This window comes from Pseudoalteromonas sp. 4NS20-0020 (assembly GCF_057554385.1).
The window spans coordinates 687,810-704,576 of record NZ_BAAJMI010000001.1 but is presented as its reverse complement, the minus strand read 5'-3'; the positions used below and the strand labels follow the sequence as shown (position 1 = coordinate 704,576).

Genomic DNA, 16,767 nt, shown 5'->3' with positions numbered 1-16,767 from the left:
AGTAATAGAATTATACGCTGTAAAGGGATTATGAATAGATATTTAATCATATTAAAGATTATAAAATGCTTAAATATACAGCTGTAAAATGTAAGTTACATTTTATTTAATGTCATTTATAACAAAACTATTTGAGTTTTACCGTTCTAGTTATATGGTGCGTGTAAATTAATAATAATTAAGGTAATTAAGTGCTCAAAAATAAAACAACAGGCAGCATGTTAATTGTAGCTGGTACCACTATTGGTGCTGGTATGCTTGCTTTACCTATCGCTTCTGCTGGTTTAGGTTTTATGACTGCACTTGCACTCATTGTTGCAAGCTGGATATTAATGACTTACACCGCCTTGCTGATGCTAGAGCTACATCAGTTTGCCCCTCGTGATGCAACGTTAAATACACTTGCTAAACGCTGGCTTGGGAAGCGCGGTCAATACATTGCTAATTTTTCAATGGTGTTTTTATTTTATGCTTTATGTGCAGCTTATATCGCAGGCGGTGGTGCTCAGCTTCAAGAGCGAATCAATCTTGGATTTGAATTAGAAATTGCCCCGCAATTTGGCTCCGTTATTTTGGCGGTCATTATTGCAAGCGTGGTTACACTAGGGACTAGCAAGGTAGATAAATTTAATAGAATACTCTTTTCAATCAAGGTGATTGTTTTAGCTAGCCTATTTTATATGCTTACGCCCTATGTACAATCAAAGCACTTGCTCGAAATGCCCGTTGAGAAGGGGCTAATATTATCGGCAATTCCTGTGGTATTTACATCTTTTGGTTTTCACGGCTCTATCCCATCAATTGTTAAATACGTAGGTCTTGACGTAAAAGTTCTGCGTAAAGTGATGATTGCAGGCGCAGCATTGCCCTTGGTGATTTACATATTTTGGCAACTATTAAGCCAAGGTATTATGAGCCAAAGCGATTTACTCAATAGTGAGGGCTTAAGTGGTTTTGTAGCCAGTGTCGCAGGTATTGCACATAATTCAAATGTATCTATAGCGGTGAAATTATTTGCTGATTTAGCATTAGCGACTTCATTTTTAGGTGTAAGCCTAGGTTTATTTGATTTTTTTGCTGATGCATTTAAACAAGGAGATAACAACCAAGGCCGTGTTATAACAGCGCTTATTACATTTATTCCGCCTTTGGGATTTGCTCTTTTTTACCCGCAAGGCTTCATAATGGCCCTTGGCTATGCCGCCATTGCTTTAGTTGTACTGGCTGTATTTTTACCTGTTGCTATGGTTTATAAACAACGTGCCTCAACCAGTACCAACACTGGTTATAAAGTACGCAGTGGTCGTACAGGGCTATTGATTGCAGCGTTATGTGGTGTGCTAATAATTACTGCGCAATTTATGCAAATGAGTGGGGTTATACCTGCAATTGGTTAAAGCTTGCTTTTATAACACCAAAATTTAGCTAATAAAAAACCGCACATCATGATTAAATGGAGTGCGGTTTTTTTATATTAGCTACGTTTATTTACAAACGTCAGCAACTGCATTTGCAAAGTAATCAAGGTTTGCTTTGCTAACACCGGCAACGTTGACACGACTTGAGCCAACAATGTATATGCCGTACTCTTTTTGTAATCGCTCAATTTGCTCTTTATTAATACCCAAGAACGAAAACATACCGTGTTGACGTTCAATAAATGAGAAGTCTTGTGCTATGTCTTTTGATGCTAGGCTTTCTTTAATTAAACTACGAAGGCCATTAATACGCGTACGCATTTCATCAAGTTCAGCATGCCACATTTGCGTAAGCTCTGTACTGCTTAAAATAGTGTTAACAATATCAGCACCATGTGCCGGAGGCATTGAATAAATGCTACGTACCACACTTAACATTACTGAGTTTGACACATCAGCTGTCGCACTGTCTTTTGCAATTAATGAACATGCACCGATACGCTCACGATATAAACCAAAGTTTTTAGAGCACGATGAGCAAATAATTAACTCTTCAACGGCATCAGCTAAAATACGAAGTCCGCGTGCATCTTCTTCTAGTGAAGAGCCAAAGCCTTGGTAAGCTATATCTACTAATGGTGTAAAGCCAACTTCTTTAGCAAGCTCTGCTACTGTGTTCCACTGAGCTTCGTTTAAATCCATGCCACTTGGGTTATGACAGCATGCGTGTAATAGCACTACATCACCCTTTGGTACTTGCTTAAGGGTATTGATCATCTCATCAAATAGCAGGTCTTTATTCTCGTAGTCGTAGTACGGGTATTCTTTTACGGTTAAACCCGCAGCTTCAAATAAACTAATGTGGTTTGCCCAAGTAGGTGTAGTAACCCATACAGTTGCATCTGTATTACAACGCTTAATAAACTCAGCAGCAACACGAAGTGCACCTGTACCACCTGGTGCTTGTGCTGTACGCACGCGATTTGCTAATAATGCTTGGTGCTCACCAAGTAATAGCTGTTCCATTTTTTGACAGTAGTCTAAGTTACCTGCTAAGCCAATATAAGATTTGCTTGTTTCATTTTCTAAGCGAAATGCTTCTGCTTTCTTCACTGCGTTTAATACAGGTGTATTACCGTGCTCATCTTTATAAACACCCACACCTAAATCTATTTTATTAGGGTTTGTATCTTTTTTGTAGGCCGCCATAAGGCCAAGAATAGGATCGGTTGGTAATGGTTTTAATACTGAGAACATGGGCTATCTCTTATCTATATTTATGGGTTAGCAATTAAGCTTAGCTTAACATAAAAGCACATCACGTTGACTAGTGTTATTTACACGAGTGAGTGAGGAATTTTAATACAACACGCAATTAAAATGGCCAAAACTTTGTCATCAAAAAAGTCATTATCAAATGCTTCAGCATCAATAATACCTACACACTCATTTTGGGCATTAAATAAAGGCAAACATACTTCAGATTTAACTTTAGGGTCACAGGTATAATACTCTCCACCTTGTGCTAAATACTTCTCTACATTATTAATAATGCGACCTTTTTGTGATAACGCCACTTGAACATTATTGCTTCCTGCAGCAAAGGCCTCTGTAAGCGGAAATAGAGGGCGGCTAGGTACACCATGATAAGCAAGCTTTAAAAGTTGTTTACCTTCGTCTGTGTCCGTTGATTGATAAATACCGTACCAGTCAACACCCGTTTGCGCGTGTACATAGTTAACAATACTTTGCAGCTGTGCAAGCTTGGTATTGCTATCTTTATTTATAAAATCAGCAAGGTTAAAAGGCTCATCTTGCAAGTAACCAAATAAGCTACACGCCCCGCCTTCACCTAATTCAGGTATTTGATACTGCCAACGCGTTTCTGGTAAAGATGTATGCGCTAGATAGTGCTCAAGCTTTTCAAGCTCGGCTGAAATTAAGTTTGCATTAACGCGCAACTGCGCTTGCGTTAAATAAGAAGAAATCATTTGGCCATCCATACATCTAAGTTGCCAGAAATGATAGCATGGATATTTTCACAGAGCTAGATCAACTTATAGGACATTTCAACTTGGTTACCACTGGCGTTATATGTAACTTTTTCTGCAATTTCTTCAAGCAGTGAAAGACCACGCCCAAATTCATTATTGCCACTTATTTCATCATTTGATTGGCTACTGAATCCCCTTCCCGAATCACAAATGATAAAATACAAACTGAGTGTTTCTGGGCAGTAGCGTATATCAATAATGATCATGGCATCTTTTAACTCATTTATGGCTTTCTCACGCATTTCATAAAACTTAAAAAAACCGTCTTCTTGCAGCTTTATTGCGGAGTCTAATCCTAAAACACCATGATCAAGTGAATTGTTATAAGCTTCAGAAAGGAGTAAAAAAATGTTTGAGCGATGGTCATTTAATCCCTCAATACGACTAAGAATATTGACAATATCGTAGACAGGATCGGTTTGCTTAATTTGCTTTGAATTAAGGCTTAATGACAAATTGAAGGCAAGCGTTGAAAAAGGCTCTCTCGGCTTTTCTTCCACCTGCAAAGGCAAACAGTTAAGCAAGACAATGCTTACATCATCTTGTTGTTGTAAGCCCTGCGCAAAATCACTCACATCAGCAATTATATCTTCACAAGAGATCATGGGCTTACTTTTCAATGATGCTATAAAGCGTTCTTCAGCAAAAAACTCGTCCTGCTTATTAGTGGTTTCTGTTATGCCGTCGGTAGCAAAAACTAAACGTGTATCACTATTTACTTCAAAATGTATTAAATCGTACTCAAATTCATGTTTGTCTAATATACCCAATGCCATGTGTTGAGATTCTAATGTCTTTTTTATATTACCTTCAGTATCGATCAAATATGCATCGGGTAAGCCACCAAGCCACGCTGACATACTTTTTCCTGACGCACTGAGCTCCACAATGGTAGCCGCGCAAAACATATGCCCCGGTAACAGGTTGTAAAGAAGTGTATTTAGCTCAAAGGCAATATCATTAACGGCCTTACCTTTATTTACCATTGTATAAAATGCGCGAGATACAGGGAGTGCACCTATAGCAGCTGCCAAGCCATGCCCAGTAAAGTCACCCAGCATGCAATACAAGTTACCTATTGGACTTTGCGCAACTAAAAACATGTCTCCATTAAACATGGACGCTGGCGACAAATTAAAATCGAGATGCTGCTTAAAGTCATCTTGATATTCGAGTGAATTATTAAATATGTGCTCAACTATTTCGTGTTCACGTTCAATTTGATTGTGGTGATACTCGAGTAGTTTTTTTTGTTGGTTGGCTTTTTTGCTTAGCTCACGAGTTCTTCTATGAGCTTTAATTTTTGCGTGAAGAATAACTTTATCAAATGGTTTGTGGATAAAGTCATCCCCGCCGACTTCTAAACATTTTTCAAAACTTGCTTTGTCGTCTAACGAAGTAATAAAAATAATAGGTAAATAAACTTCACTGTATTTATTTTTTATTATTTTGGCTGTCTCAAAACCATCCATAACCGGCATTATTACATCGAGTAACACAATGTCTATGGCTTCATGCTCAAGGACTTTAATTGCTTCTTGGCCGTTGAAGGCCATCGATACTTGATAACCTTCATCTTTGAGCATTTGACTTAATAAAATACGGTTTAATGCCTGATCATCGACAATAAGAACGTGTGCTGCCATTAGCTAATATCAAATTTCTTATCGAAGCGCGATATTTGTAATATTTTTTTCAGCTGTGGCTGGCAATTAGTGATTTCAAACACAGTCACTTTATCTTCTAATGTTTTTTTCATATTTAAAAGCATGCCTAGTGCAGAACTATCCATATAGTCAGTTTCTCTTAAATCTACAATCACTTTGTTAGTGCTACTGTCTATCTGAGCATAGGCTTGGCGAAAAGACTGCACTAAATTAAAGTCAAACTTTCCCTTTATTTGTATTGTTAGCGCTTTCCCATCGGCTGATGTACGGGTAGTTAAATTCATCGATTTCTCCGTTAAATGTATCTTTGATTAAATATAACCTGTTAAAAGTATTTAGCAAAAAGAAAAACACACAACAGCAAATTTGCTATTATTTATGCCATTATTTAATACATTTTGACTGAATAAGGTAAACCATGGCAGATAGTCACTTAGTATATTCAACAAGCACTGGACGCATTGACCAGCCAAAACCAGAAAAAGAGCTTGATATTAAGCTTTTCAAAGATGGGTTTGTTCGTATTGAGCGTCAAACAAAAGGCCGTAAAGGTAAAGGCGTAATGCTTGTTGTTGGCATAGACCCAAAAGAACATGACTTAAAAAAGTTAGCTAAAACAATAAAAAGTAAAATGGGCCAAGGTGGCGCTGTAAAAGAAGGCGTTATAGAAGTCCAAGGCGATGACCGAGATAAATTAAAAGCAATTTTAGAGGGCTTGAAGTTTAAAGTGAAAATTGCGGGTGGTTAACCCGCAATTATAAAACTACATTACTTTTTTAAATGGTACTTCACCCAGCTTTAGATATAAATCTGGTAAATCAGACTCAGGAATTGGGCGGCTGTAATAGTACCCTTGCACTATAAAACAGTTGTTATTTTGTAAAAACTCAACTTGCTCTATGGTTTCTACCCCTTCAGCAACCACATCTAAATTAAGCTTTTGAGCCATTGCTATAATAGCGGCAGTAATCTCCATGTCATTGCTATCTTCTGGGATATCTTGCACAAATGAACGATCTATTTTGAGTATATCTACCGGGAAGCGTTTTAAATAACTAAGCGAAGAATACCCCGTTCCAAAATCATCAATTGAGATAGAAATACCTAGTGCTTTTAGCTCATGAAGTTGAGCAATAGCAGCCTCTACGTTCCCCATCAACATGCTTTCAGTTAACTCTAAATGTAATCGTTTAGCCGATACGCCCGATGTAATAATCATCTTACTTAGGGTCGGCACAAGATTCGAATCTTTAAATTGGCGAGCAGATAAGTTAATCGATACGTTATTTTCACGATTTTGCTCTGTCAATCTCACAACGAAATTACATGACTCCTGTAATACCCACTCACCTAATTCAACAATAAGTCCTGTCGCCTCAGCTATAGGAATAAACTTATCTGGCGGTATTAAACCTTCTGTTGGGTGGAACCATCTCAATAATGACTCGTATCCTACAACCTTTTGAGTACGGCTATCTATCTGCGGCTGATAATAAACCACAAACTGATCTTCTTTTAACGCAATACGCAGCTCGTTTTCAATAAATAATCGCTCATTTGCGGCTGCATTTAGCTCTTGGCTATAAAAGTGGAACGTATTACGCCCTTTCTCTTTGGCCTCATACATTGCTAAATCCGCGTGCTTTAATAATTGATCTTCTTCGAGGCTGTCATATGGCGCCATAGTAATACCAATACTCGCGCTTATAATTACCTCGTTATTTCCTAGCATAATAGGCATATTAAGCGTTTGCTGGATTGTATTTGCCACATCGGTTGCGTGTTCTTGGCTTTCAATTCCACTGAGTAATACTGCAAACTCATCGCCGCCTAAACGTGCAATCGTATCTTCCGATCTTAGGCGCTTCTTCAGTCTATTCGCAACCTGTATTAATAATTGATCGCCTGCGTCATGTCCAAGGGTGTCATTAATTCGCTTAAATTCATCTAAATCAAAGTAAAAAAGTGAAAATGCATAATGACCACGTTCTGCAAGCGCAAGAGATTTGCGTAACTGCATTCTGAAGAAGGTTCTGTTTGCTAAACCTGTTAGCGTGTCAAAATAAGCGAGCTGTTCCATTTTGCGCTGGCTTTCTTTAACAAACGAGATATCTTGTGCGGAAGCAACATAACTTGTGATATTACCGCCTTCCTCTCGTATCGGTGAAACGCTCAATGAAACCCAAATAGGCTGTTTGTCTTTGCTTTCAATTAACGTATCACCGCGCCAATAGTTACGACTACGTAGGTCTATATCAATATCTTCAACCAAAATAGCCATATCAGACGCAATAATGTTTAAAAGTGGTGCTCGAGTGAAATGACTCTCTGGATAACCTGTCATCTCTAACATTTTGGGATTAACGTATTCGATAACAAAGTTCTCGTCAGTTATAACAACACCTGTGCCAGAGAAAGCGACTGCTTTTGATAATCGATTAGCTGCTTTTTCGGCTATTTCTTTTTCAGTTATTCGCTGGTTAAGTCCATCTATTAATTTACGAATTTCAACCGTCATATCTTTAAACGAACCGATAAGCGTACCAATTTCGTCTTTGTTCTCTTCTGGAAATTGAGTATCTAGTTTGCCCTGACCAAAGCTTGATACCGCATAAACAAGTGAATGCAATCGGCGTAACACAAGATGCTGCAAGGCTTGATGCAATAACAAGGCAACTAAAATAGCGTAAAGAATAAAAAGACCAAAAAACTTAAGTTTCAAATCTTGCAGAGCAGACAATGTAGAAGAACGCTTTTTATAAACCCCTATGTACCAATCTAGCTGATCAATTTTTTGAATATTGATTAAGTGTGCCTCGTCATTTTGTAAAAAAGAACTTGCATATTCTGGAAGCTTTGTCGCAATTGCCTCACTAATAATTGACTTGAGCTGAGGGTTTACAAACTCGTCCATAGCCACTTTTTTATTATTTTTTCCGTATTCAGCAAGTAATGAAGTACTCAAATCTGGGTGGGCTAATAATTGGCCTTTACTATCAAAAACAAGTAAGTTTTTTTCTTTGTCTCCTATAGGTAGAAAAGACACGAGTTTATTAAGCGTAATATCACTGCCTGTAACCCCTATAAATTCATTATTCGAATAAATAGGGACCAGTAAACTGATCACCCAATCATGCCATACTCTATCGTAGTAAACCTTTGACCATTCAGGTTCTACAGAGTTGCCTAAACTTTCGCGAACATACTTATAAGTTGAACCACCGCTTACTCGAAAATCAGCAGGAGCATTTAACGCCCAATTAGGTGGCGATATTCTGATAAAGTCATCATTGGTTATAAGGTAAAAATTGTAGAAGTCATAAACTAATGTTGGTGAGATAACATCCCATAGTGCTTCAGAGTTATTAAATAACTGTTTGTAAAAAGGTGTGAACTTTTCTTGTGGTAAAAACGCGGCAGATAAACCATCCGATGAAGCGCTTCGAATAGTGCCATCACTATTAAACTGTAATTGTGCTTTACTGGTTAGATCAATTGGGGAGTTTTTTTGAAATAACTGCTCATTAACTATGTTGTTAGCTTGCTTAGCAATGTTAACTTTTGTTTCTATTCGTTCTTTAAATTGCCTTACTAATAAATCGGTCGAGCTTTTTAGTACTTCGTGCTCTTCAAAAACCAGCTGTTTTTCCTCAGATTTAAGCATAAAAAAGGCAGCACAAACACCCGCAATTAAACAAATTGAGGATATGAGTAACGACAATTTCACACTTAAAGAGTTTATTCCAAAACGCGATGGAGGGCGTCTATATAGCACAAGCCAACCTTAATTATTAATAGTTGTTATTATTTAGCTGTTAATGAAATATACCAGATTCAAATTCATTATTATAAATTTTTTGTAAACTTTATAAAAAAATTACAAAAGTTGAAATAATCAATACTTAAGCACTATATTAGTAAAGTATGTTATTGACATTACCCCTAACTCTCCATACATTAACTGCATGAACATATTTTATTCTCGCATTAATTTTTCTTTTTTTAGCTTCTTTATATAAAAGAGGCTGGTCTGTTTGTGAGATAAATCAATCGAATAGTAAAGCCTCCCAACCGGGAGGCTTTTTTGTATATGCTGCATTTACGCAGACGACTTTTGGAATGAGGAACCCCAAAATGACCAATGATGTATTAAACACATTAAGACATGATATAAATGAAATAGACTCTGACTTACTTGTACTCCTTGCTAAACGGCGCCGGATTAGTCATGGTGTTGTTGAATATAAAATTGCAAATAACAAGCCTATTCGTGATGAAGCCCGAGAACTAGCACTGCTAGAAAAATTAATTGGTTATGGCAAGTCGCTTGGCTTAGATGCGTATTATGTAAACAATGTTTTTCAAACAATCCTAGAAGACTCCGTATTACACCAGCAAGCAATGCTGCAAAAAAATCTAAACCCTGATGCATTAAGCGAAACACACCGTGTTACTTATTTAGGTGGGCAAGGCTCATATAGCCAACTTGCTTGCCATAAGTACTTTAGCCGTCGCCCCGGCAAACTCGTTGAAATTGGGTGTCCATCGTTTGAAGAAATCACCTCTAAGGTAGAAAGCGGCCAAGCAGACTTTGGATTACTTCCTATTGAAAATACCAGCTCAGGCAGTATTAACGAAGTATTTGATTTACTACAACACGCACAAGTATCTATTGTTGGTGAAGTGACACACAGTGTTGAGCATTGCTTATTAGCTAAACCTGATACACAACTTGAACAGCTCACAAAAGTATTTGCTCATCCACAACCCTTCGCGCAATGTAGCCGCTTTTTACAAGGGTTAGGGGATTTGCAACATGAAACATGTGACTCAACATCTTCAGCGCTTCAATCTGCGCTCAGTACACCAAATAGTGCTGCAATTGGCTCAGCTCAAGCTGGTAAAAATGTAGGCCTTGAAGTTATTAAATCAAATTTAGCTAATCAAAGCGAAAACCACAGTCGCTTTATAGTCGTAGCGCGTAAGCCTTTGCATGTGTCGAATCAAATACCAACGAAGACCAGCTTGATCATGTCGACCAAACAACAAGCCGGCTCACTTGCTGATGCACTGATGATTTTCAAGCAACACAAAATAAACTTGGTAAAACTGGAATCACGCCCTACCCCTGGCAACCCATGGGAAGAAGTGTTTTATGTTGATTTAGAAGCAAACTTGGCTGATACCCAAGTAAAAGAAGCGCTAGAGGAACTTAAAGAACATACCCAATATGTGCGCATATTAGGTTGCTACCAAAGTGAAACATTACAAGCTGTTAGTGTGAATACTTAAATATAGGCTATTCAAAAGGAGGCACAAAATGTGCCCCCTTTACATTTATTTGATGTAAAACTAGTCGAGCACCTTAGCGTCATTCGCTTTATTAAGTAAACTGCGGCTTTGTGTTAAAAAATGCGCAGTTGAGTCTGAAAAATATGATTTAGCATCTGCAAATGCCTCAATTAAGGCTGCTTTATCACCTATCCTAAGCTTTTCAAGCGTTTGTGCAAAGGTATCTTGGTATTGAGCTAACAAACTTTCAACGTCATCAAACTGAGCCAACATTATATCGGAATAAAGCTCAGGTGATTGCGCAAACAAACGCCCTACCATCATTAGCTCTAATTGATATATCGGCGACGAGCAACTTCGTAACTCTGCTAAAGTATGGCTTTGCTTTGCTAAAAACTGCCCATAAACAAACGTTGTTAAATGTCGCATTACCTGAATTATTTGCATGGCTTCATCGTGTTTTTTAGCGTCTAGCTCTACAAGCTGACACCCCCACACTTGTAACTGCTCTAATAGCCCTTTTGCCGCCTTATGCTCTCTGCCCTCACATACAACTACCGTTTGTTTTACCCAATGTGAAATATCAGGCCCAAACATAGGGTGTAAACCAACAACTGGACCACTATGAGCTGCTTTTAATGCTTTAATTGGCGATTGCTTTACTGATGTAATATCTACGAGCAAACAGTCATCATCTAGTTTTGGTAGTTTAGCAACTACAGACTCTAAAGCATTAATAGGTACACTGATCATTACCAGTTTTGCACCGGTTAAAATGCTTTGGGCATCATCTTGCTGCTCTTTGTCCAATATTTTGACGTCATAACCTGAGCGCATAAATTGTTGGGCAAATAACTGCCCCATCGCCCCTTGGCCGCCCACAATAACAATAGGTGAAAGTGATGGCGCTGCACACGCTAACTTAGCCTGTTGGTTTTGATATGCTTCACGCATCATCCGTCTGAGAATATCTTCAACTAGATCAGGACTTACATTTTGATTAATTGCTTCTTGCCGCCTAGCCGCTAGTAATTCAGCTTCACGCTCTGGTGCATGTAAAGGCGCACCTGTTTGCTGTTTGATCTCACCAATTTTTTGGGTAATACCATTACGTTTAGCTAGTAAGGCAACAAGCTGCGCATCACATTCATCTATACCTTGTCTTAGTTGGGCCAAATCACTTATATTTGCCACGTCTAATCCCACCTTGAAAAAAATCAAAATTCGTAAATTTATATTTACATAAAAGTAAACTAATCAATACGATAAATACTAACAGGATACGTTAGACGTTAAAAGGGCTGATCACATATAGCAAGGTTAAAACCAACGGTGAATTTATGTTATCAGTTAGATTATGGGCAACATCTCAGAAGCTTTTGTAGGGAATGATCAATGAGTCTTCAGTTTTTTAGTAGTGAGCTAAATATCGATAAACCCATTGCGTAAAAACAATAAAAAATTTTAAACCTAAGCTGCAGTAAATAAAAAAGAAAAACGTTTTTTGAGTCAATTTATTTCAAATACGTAATAATGCCTGCGCCACTCAACATTACAATAAAAATCTAGACCGCTTAAAAACGAAAACGGGTTGCAATCCGAAGACTGCAACCCGTTTTTTGCGTTGATAAACAGCGCGTATTAGTTAAGTTTTTCTCTAATACGTGCAGATTTACCAGAACGCTCACGTAAGTAGTAAAGCTTAGCACGGCGAACTGCACCGCGACGCTTAACTGTTACGCTATCGATAAGAGGGCTGTGCGTTTGAAATACACGCTCAACACCTTCACCGTTCGAGATTTTACGAACTGTGAATGCTGAGTGAAGACCACGATTACGCTTAGCGATTACAACACCTTCAAAGGCCTGTAGACGCTCTTTAGCACCTTCTTTTACTTTTACCTGTACAACCACTGTATCACCAGGGCCAAATGCAGGTACGTCTGTTTTAAGCTGCTCTTCTTCAAGCGCTTTAATAATATTTTGGTTTACTTTTGCCATTATGTTTCTCACTTTCCTAGGTGTAACTGTCTTCTAGCCACAAGCTTTTTGGTACTCTTGCTGAAATTCTGCGAGTAATACCGCTTGCTCCTCAGTCAGAGCTAGGTTATGCAACAAGTCAGGACGTCGTATCCAAGTTCTGCCTAATGACTGCTTAAGCCGCCACCTTGCTATCGCTTGGTGATTACCACTGAGTAATACAGCAGGAACTTGTTTGTCGTCCAATGTTTCTGGTCGTGTGTAGTGAGGGCAATCTAGCAAGCCATCCGAAAATGAATCTTGCTCTGCTGATTGGTTATGACCTAACACGCCTGGCACCAATCGCGCTACTGCGTCAATTAATGTCATGGCAGGTAGTTCACCACCACTCAAAATAAAATCACCAATTGACCATTCTTCGTCAACGTATGACTCTATTATTCTCTCATCTATACCTTCATATCGACCGGCAATCAAAATCAGTTTGTCAGAGTTAGCGAGTTCGCTAGCCCCTTGCTGATCAAGTTTGCGCCCTTGTGGGGACATATAAATTACTTTAGCACCATCACCTGCCGCTTTTTTAGCGTCAAGAATAGCTTTTTCCAATGGTTTAACCATCATTAACATACCAGGCCCGCCCCCGTAAGGACGATCATCTACAGTTCTGTGCTTATCTAAAGCATAGTCACGTGGATTCCAGCAGTTAAAATTAATTAAACCATTTTTTACTGCGCGACCAGTAACCCCTTGTTGGGTAATTGCGTCAAACATGCCCGGGAAAAGGCTTATCACCCCAACCCACAATGAACTAGTTTGAGTCATTAAAACCCAGGGTCCCAGTCTACGGTAATTTCTTTTACGTCGTATTTAACATCTTTGATAACTGAATCAGTTAAAAAAGGTATTAAACGCTCCGATTGACCAAATGCATCTTTACTGTTTGCTTTCACAACCAGTACATCATTTGACCCTGTCTCCATCAAGTCATCAACAGTGCCTAAGTTATAACCTTTATCAGTTACAACCGACATGCCAATGAGATCTCGCCAATAGAACTCACCTTGCGGTAGTTCTGGTAATTGCGTTGCATCCATTGAGATTTCTGCATGGGTATAAGCCATTGCTTCGTCTCGATCGTTTACTTGCGCAAATTTAGCGATAAAGCCTTTGTTGTGGCGACGCCAGTCGACCACTTCTAAGGACTGCCATTTACCTTGTTGCCCTATCAACCACGGGCTGAAATCGAAGATCCCTGCGGGATCATCAGTAAATGAATGTACCTTAAGCCAGCCCTTTATACCATAAGGGGCGCCGAGCTTTCCTACGACAATTATTGATGAGGTGTTCTCTTGACTCATGGTTACACTTACGCCTATTAAGCCGCTTTACGAGCGTCTTTAACTAATTTAGCTACACGATCTGAAAGACCTGCGCCTTGACCTACCCAGTGATCTACACGAGATAAATCTAAGCGAAGTTTTTCTTCCTGACCCGAAGCGATTGGGTTAAAGAAACCAACTTTCTCGATGAAGCGACCGTCACGCGAGAAACGGCTATCCGCAACCACAATTTGATAGAAAGGGCGTTTTTTAGCGCCACCACGTTGCAAACGAATAGTTACCATACCGTCCTCTAAATAGATTGACTGTTTTCATTAATAAGATTTACTCCCCAGTATGGGGAGCCGGTGAATTGTACGAGTTTTTAGCAATAACGCAAGTAAGAAGTGAAGCAAAAAGCCAGTTTAGTAGGTTAAACCGTGATCTAGGCTAAAAATTAGAGTTAATGCAGTACCGAGTGCATAAATTATTCAACAAAAAAGGAGCAATTTGCTCCTTTTTTGTATACGTTGTGATTAATTTAAGTGCAACGCTTACTAAAAATCTAAAATTTTGGACCGCCGCCGCCCATCATGCCCGGTGGCAACATGCCTTTCATACCGCGCATCATTTTTTGCATCCCGCCTTTGCCTTTCATTTTTTTCATCATTTTTTGCATCTGCGTAAATTGTTTAAGCAACTTATTGATCTCTTGTACCTGTGTACCAGAACCTGCTGCAATACGTTTTTTTCGCGACCCTTTAATGATTTCTGGACGAGCTCGCTCCTGTTTTGTCATAGAGCTGATGATAGCCTCCATTTGAATAAAGGTTTTATCACCCATCTGACCTTTTACCGCGTCAGGTAAATTAGACATGCCAGGGAGTTTATCAAGCATCGACATCATGCCGCCCATATTTTTCATTTGCTTTAACTGGTCAGCAAAGTCATCCAGCGTAAAGCCTGCGCCTTTAAATACTTTTTCGGCAACTTTGGCAGCTTGCTCTTTATCCACTTTCATTTCGACTTCTTCGATTAATGAAAGTACATCACCCATGCCTAAAATTCGCGATGCTATTCGGTCAGGGTGGAAAGGTTCAAGTGCGTCTGTACGTTCACCCACACCCATAAACTTAATGGGTTTACCTGTAATATGACGAATAGATAAAGCAGCACCGCCTCGGGCGTCACCATCTGTTTTAGTTAATATCACACCAGTAAGTGGCAGAGCTTCGTCAAATGCTTTTGCAGTATTTGCCGCATCTTGACCCGTCATAGCATCAACAACAAATAATGTTTCAATTGGGTTGATAGCTGAATGAAGATCTTTAATTTCATCCATCATGTCGCTATCCACATGCAAGCGACCCGCAGTATCAACTAATACAACATCAATAAATTTCTTTTTAGCGTGTGTAATAGCCGCAGTAGCAATATCAACAGGCTTTTGTGAAATATCACTTGGAAAGAAATCTACATCAACTTCTGTGGCTAACGTTTCAAGCTGTTTTATTGCTGCAGGACGATAAACATCGGCACTAACAACAAGCACTGATTTTTTCTTGCGCTCTTTTAAAAACTTAGCAAGTTTACCAACACTGGTCGTTTTACCGGCACCTTGCAAACCAGCCATCATAACAACTGCTGGCGGTTGTGCGTTTAAGCTCAGCTCTTCGTTTGCTTCGCCCATCGCTTTTTCAAGCTCTTCACGCACAATTTTTACAAACACTTGCCCAGGCGTTAAGCTTTTAGTTACCTCAACACCCACTGCACGTTCTTTAACTTGCTTTACAAAATCGCGAACAACTGGCAAAGCCACATCGGCTTCCAAAAAGGCCATGCGCACTTCGCGAAGAGTATCTTTAATGTTGTCTTCTGTTAGGCGGCCACGGCCACTGATATTTTTTAAGGTTTTACCTAATCGTTCTTGGAGATTCTCAAACATGTATCGGTTCCGATAAAACGTTATACCAATTTAATTACTCAGCCGATTTAGCTACTAGCTCGACTAATGACATTGATATTATTAAATTTGAATTAAAAACAGTATACCGTAAATAGTGGTGGACAATACAGTGTTCAAGTGCAGTGAATTAAGTTTCTTTTTTAAGGTCTATTCATTTGCGTTGCTATAAAATACAATACGTTTGTACTTGCAAGGATTTTTTGACTCAAATTAAGTGGCCCAAGCAAAATGCTGATCATCAGTTTAACTATTATCACCAGTTTATTTTATGTGTTAGCAACGTCACACGTGCTTTCACGGCTTTTTCATAAACAAGGCCCAAACCAAAAAGTAACTGTTATCTTGAGTACCGTCGCTATATTGGCGCATATGTTGTTATTGGTGAACTCGGTGTTTCGTTCTGACGGTCAAGATCTAAGCATTGTAAATGTCGCACTGCTAACCTGTTGGGTTATTGTTGTGTCTGTAACAGCTGTCTCCTTAAAATTTCCAGCCACTTTATTATTGCCCGTAGTGTATGGCTTTGCAGCGCTTTTATCTGTTGCAAGCTTATTTATACCCCATCATATATTGCTGCAAAGTATAGATGTTGAGCTTGGTTTGGTTGCCCATATATCACTTTCCCTACTCGCTTACTGTATCTTAATTATTGCAACCTTATACGGCGTGCAATTTTACTTTATAGATAAACGCCTTAAGCGCAAAGATCTCGCCATTGTGCATAGCCATTTACCTCCGTTGATGGTTGTTGAGCGCCAGCTTTATCAACTGCTTAATCTTGGTACTGCGCTGCTTACAATTGCACTCGTGTGCGGGTTTGTATTCCTCGATGGCATGTTTGCCAAAGAGTTTATTCATAAAACCATACTTTCGTTGGTGGCATGGGCTATTTTTGTTGTAGTCGCTCTTGGCCATATTAAACAAGGTTGGCGTGGTAAACCTGTGGTAATTACCATCATGGTTGCAGCATTTGTCCTCACATTAGCTTATTTTGGCAGCCGTTTTGTACAAGAAGTCGTACTAAACAAGTTTTAACTTGACTCTAGTTGCTCACTCTAGCTTAATACGCAT

15 protein-coding genes are annotated in these 16,767 nt (G+C 39.0%); 4 read left to right on the top strand and 11 right to left on the bottom strand.

All coding sequences use genetic code 11. From position 1 onward, the window contains the following. Positions 1-191 precede the first annotated feature (191 nt). Entirely contained in the window at positions 192-1,397 is a 1,206-nt protein-coding gene (locus tag AC27JL_RS03245; RefSeq protein WP_243533016.1) for an aromatic amino acid transport family protein, read from the top strand. Positions 1,398-1,484: 87 nt separating this feature from the next. Here the strand turns inward: AC27JL_RS03245 and AC27JL_RS03240 are convergent, their stop codons facing one another. The 4 genes from AC27JL_RS03240 to AC27JL_RS03225 form a co-directional block, all read right to left on the bottom strand. Then, positions 1,485-2,675, bottom strand: coding sequence for an amino acid aminotransferase (locus AC27JL_RS03240; RefSeq protein WP_006794684.1), 1,191 nt, complete (start codon positions 2,673-2,675; stop codon positions 1,485-1,487). Between the two features lie 80 nt (positions 2,676-2,755). Then, a complete protein-coding gene (locus AC27JL_RS03235; protein WP_487194786.1) occupies positions 2,756-3,409 on the bottom strand; it encodes a GAF domain-containing protein in 654 nt (217 codons plus the stop codon). Positions 3,410-3,465: 56 nt separating this feature from the next. Further along, positions 3,466-5,118, bottom strand: a complete 1,653-nt coding sequence (locus AC27JL_RS03230) for a SpoIIE family protein phosphatase (protein ID WP_487194785.1) — start codon at positions 5,116-5,118, stop codon at positions 3,466-3,468. After that, positions 5,118-5,423 (bottom strand): STAS domain-containing protein, encoded by a 306-nt coding sequence (locus AC27JL_RS03225; protein WP_006794681.1) that lies wholly within the window; start codon positions 5,421-5,423, stop codon positions 5,118-5,120. The genes AC27JL_RS03230 and AC27JL_RS03225 overlap by 1 nt, the downstream gene beginning before the upstream one ends. Positions 5,424-5,557: 134 nt before the next feature. Between AC27JL_RS03225 and AC27JL_RS03220 the strand changes: the two genes are divergently transcribed. Further along, entirely contained in the window at positions 5,558-5,887 is a 330-nt protein-coding gene (locus AC27JL_RS03220) for an SUI1 family translation initiation factor (protein WP_487194784.1), read from the top strand. 15 nt (positions 5,888-5,902) lie between these two features. On the opposite strand, the gene AC27JL_RS03215 is transcribed toward AC27JL_RS03220, so the two are convergent. After that, positions 5,903-8,914, bottom strand: a complete 3,012-nt coding sequence (locus tag AC27JL_RS03215; RefSeq protein ID WP_487194783.1) for a bifunctional diguanylate cyclase/phosphodiesterase — start codon at positions 8,912-8,914, stop codon at positions 5,903-5,905. A gap of 359 nt (positions 8,915-9,273) precedes the next feature. Between AC27JL_RS03215 and AC27JL_RS03210 the strand changes: the two genes are divergently transcribed. After that, the gene (locus AC27JL_RS03210) at positions 9,274-10,431 is read left to right on the top strand and encodes a chorismate mutase (RefSeq protein WP_487194782.1); all 1,158 of its coding nucleotides are present in this window, start codon (positions 9,274-9,276) and stop codon (positions 10,429-10,431) included. Between the two features lie 60 nt (positions 10,432-10,491). Here AC27JL_RS03210 and tyrA read toward each other — a convergent pair whose 3' ends face one another. The 6 genes from tyrA to ffh all read right to left on the bottom strand — a co-directional run bounded on the left by tyrA (position 10,492) and on the right by ffh (position 15,675). After that, complete coding sequence (gene tyrA / locus AC27JL_RS03205) at positions 10,492-11,625, bottom strand: bifunctional chorismate mutase/prephenate dehydrogenase (protein ID WP_487194781.1); 1,134 nt, start codon at positions 11,623-11,625, stop codon at positions 10,492-10,494. Between the two features lie 447 nt (positions 11,626-12,072). Further along, positions 12,073-12,432: a 50S ribosomal protein L19 gene (rplS, locus tag AC27JL_RS03200; protein WP_008132530.1), complete on the bottom strand. Its 360-nt coding sequence runs from the start codon at positions 12,430-12,432 to the stop codon at positions 12,073-12,075. Between the two features lie 33 nt (positions 12,433-12,465). Beyond that, positions 12,466-13,233 carry a tRNA (guanosine(37)-N1)-methyltransferase TrmD gene (trmD, locus tag AC27JL_RS03195; RefSeq protein ID WP_305397834.1) on the bottom strand — a complete coding sequence of 256 codons (768 nt, stop codon included), beginning with the start codon at positions 13,231-13,233 and terminating at the stop codon, positions 12,466-12,468. Then, positions 13,233-13,769, bottom strand: coding sequence for a ribosome maturation factor RimM (gene rimM, locus AC27JL_RS03190; RefSeq protein ID WP_006792802.1), 537 nt, complete (start codon positions 13,767-13,769; stop codon positions 13,233-13,235). Before rimM ends, trmD begins: the two co-directional genes overlap by 1 nt. Before the next feature lie 17 nt (positions 13,770-13,786). Continuing rightward, positions 13,787-14,035, bottom strand: a complete 249-nt coding sequence (rpsP, locus tag AC27JL_RS03185) for a 30S ribosomal protein S16 (protein ID WP_006792801.1) — start codon at positions 14,033-14,035, stop codon at positions 13,787-13,789. 260 nt (positions 14,036-14,295) lie between these two features. Next, positions 14,296-15,675, bottom strand: coding sequence for a signal recognition particle protein (gene ffh / locus AC27JL_RS03180; RefSeq protein WP_006792800.1), 1,380 nt, complete (start codon positions 15,673-15,675; stop codon positions 14,296-14,298). Positions 15,676-15,924: 249 nt separating this feature from the next. Between ffh and AC27JL_RS03175 the strand changes: the two genes are divergently transcribed. Then, positions 15,925-16,731: a cytochrome C assembly family protein gene (locus AC27JL_RS03175; protein WP_006792799.1), complete on the top strand. Its 807-nt coding sequence runs from the start codon at positions 15,925-15,927 to the stop codon at positions 16,729-16,731. Positions 16,732-16,767 lie beyond the last annotated feature (36 nt).

Excerpts from the sequence above, each read along its gene's own strand:
- AC27JL_RS03220 (WP_487194784.1), top strand. The coding sequence starts at position 5,558 with ATGGCAGATAGTCACTTAGTATATTCAACAAGCACTGGACGCATTGAC.
- AC27JL_RS03175 (WP_006792799.1), top strand. The coding sequence starts at position 15,925 with ATGCTGATCATCAGTTTAACTATTATCACCAGTTTATTTTATGTGTTA.
- AC27JL_RS03230 (WP_487194785.1), bottom strand. The coding sequence starts at position 5,118 with ATGGCAGCACACGTTCTTATTGTCGATGATCAGGCATTAAACCGTATT.
- rpsP (WP_006792801.1), bottom strand. The coding sequence starts at position 14,035 with ATGGTAACTATTCGTTTGCAACGTGGTGGCGCTAAAAAACGCCCTTTC.
- rplS (WP_008132530.1), bottom strand. The coding sequence starts at position 12,432 with ATGGCAAAAGTAAACCAAAATATTATTAAAGCGCTTGAAGAAGAGCAG.
- ffh (WP_006792800.1), bottom strand. The coding sequence starts at position 15,675 with ATGTTTGAGAATCTCCAAGAACGATTAGGTAAAACCTTAAAAAATATC.
- AC27JL_RS03210 (WP_487194782.1), top strand. The coding sequence starts at position 9,274 with ATGACCAATGATGTATTAAACACATTAAGACATGATATAAATGAAATA.
- trmD (WP_305397834.1), bottom strand. The coding sequence starts at position 13,233 with ATGACTCAAACTAGTTCATTGTGGGTTGGGGTGATAAGCCTTTTCCCG.
- rimM (WP_006792802.1), bottom strand. The coding sequence starts at position 13,769 with ATGAGTCAAGAGAACACCTCATCAATAATTGTCGTAGGAAAGCTCGGC.
- AC27JL_RS03240 (WP_006794684.1), bottom strand. The coding sequence starts at position 2,675 with ATGTTCTCAGTATTAAAACCATTACCAACCGATCCTATTCTTGGCCTT.
- AC27JL_RS03235 (WP_487194786.1), bottom strand. The coding sequence starts at position 3,409 with ATGATTTCTTCTTATTTAACGCAAGCGCAGTTGCGCGTTAATGCAAAC.
- AC27JL_RS03225 (WP_006794681.1), bottom strand. The coding sequence starts at position 5,423 with ATGAATTTAACTACCCGTACATCAGCCGATGGGAAAGCGCTAACAATA.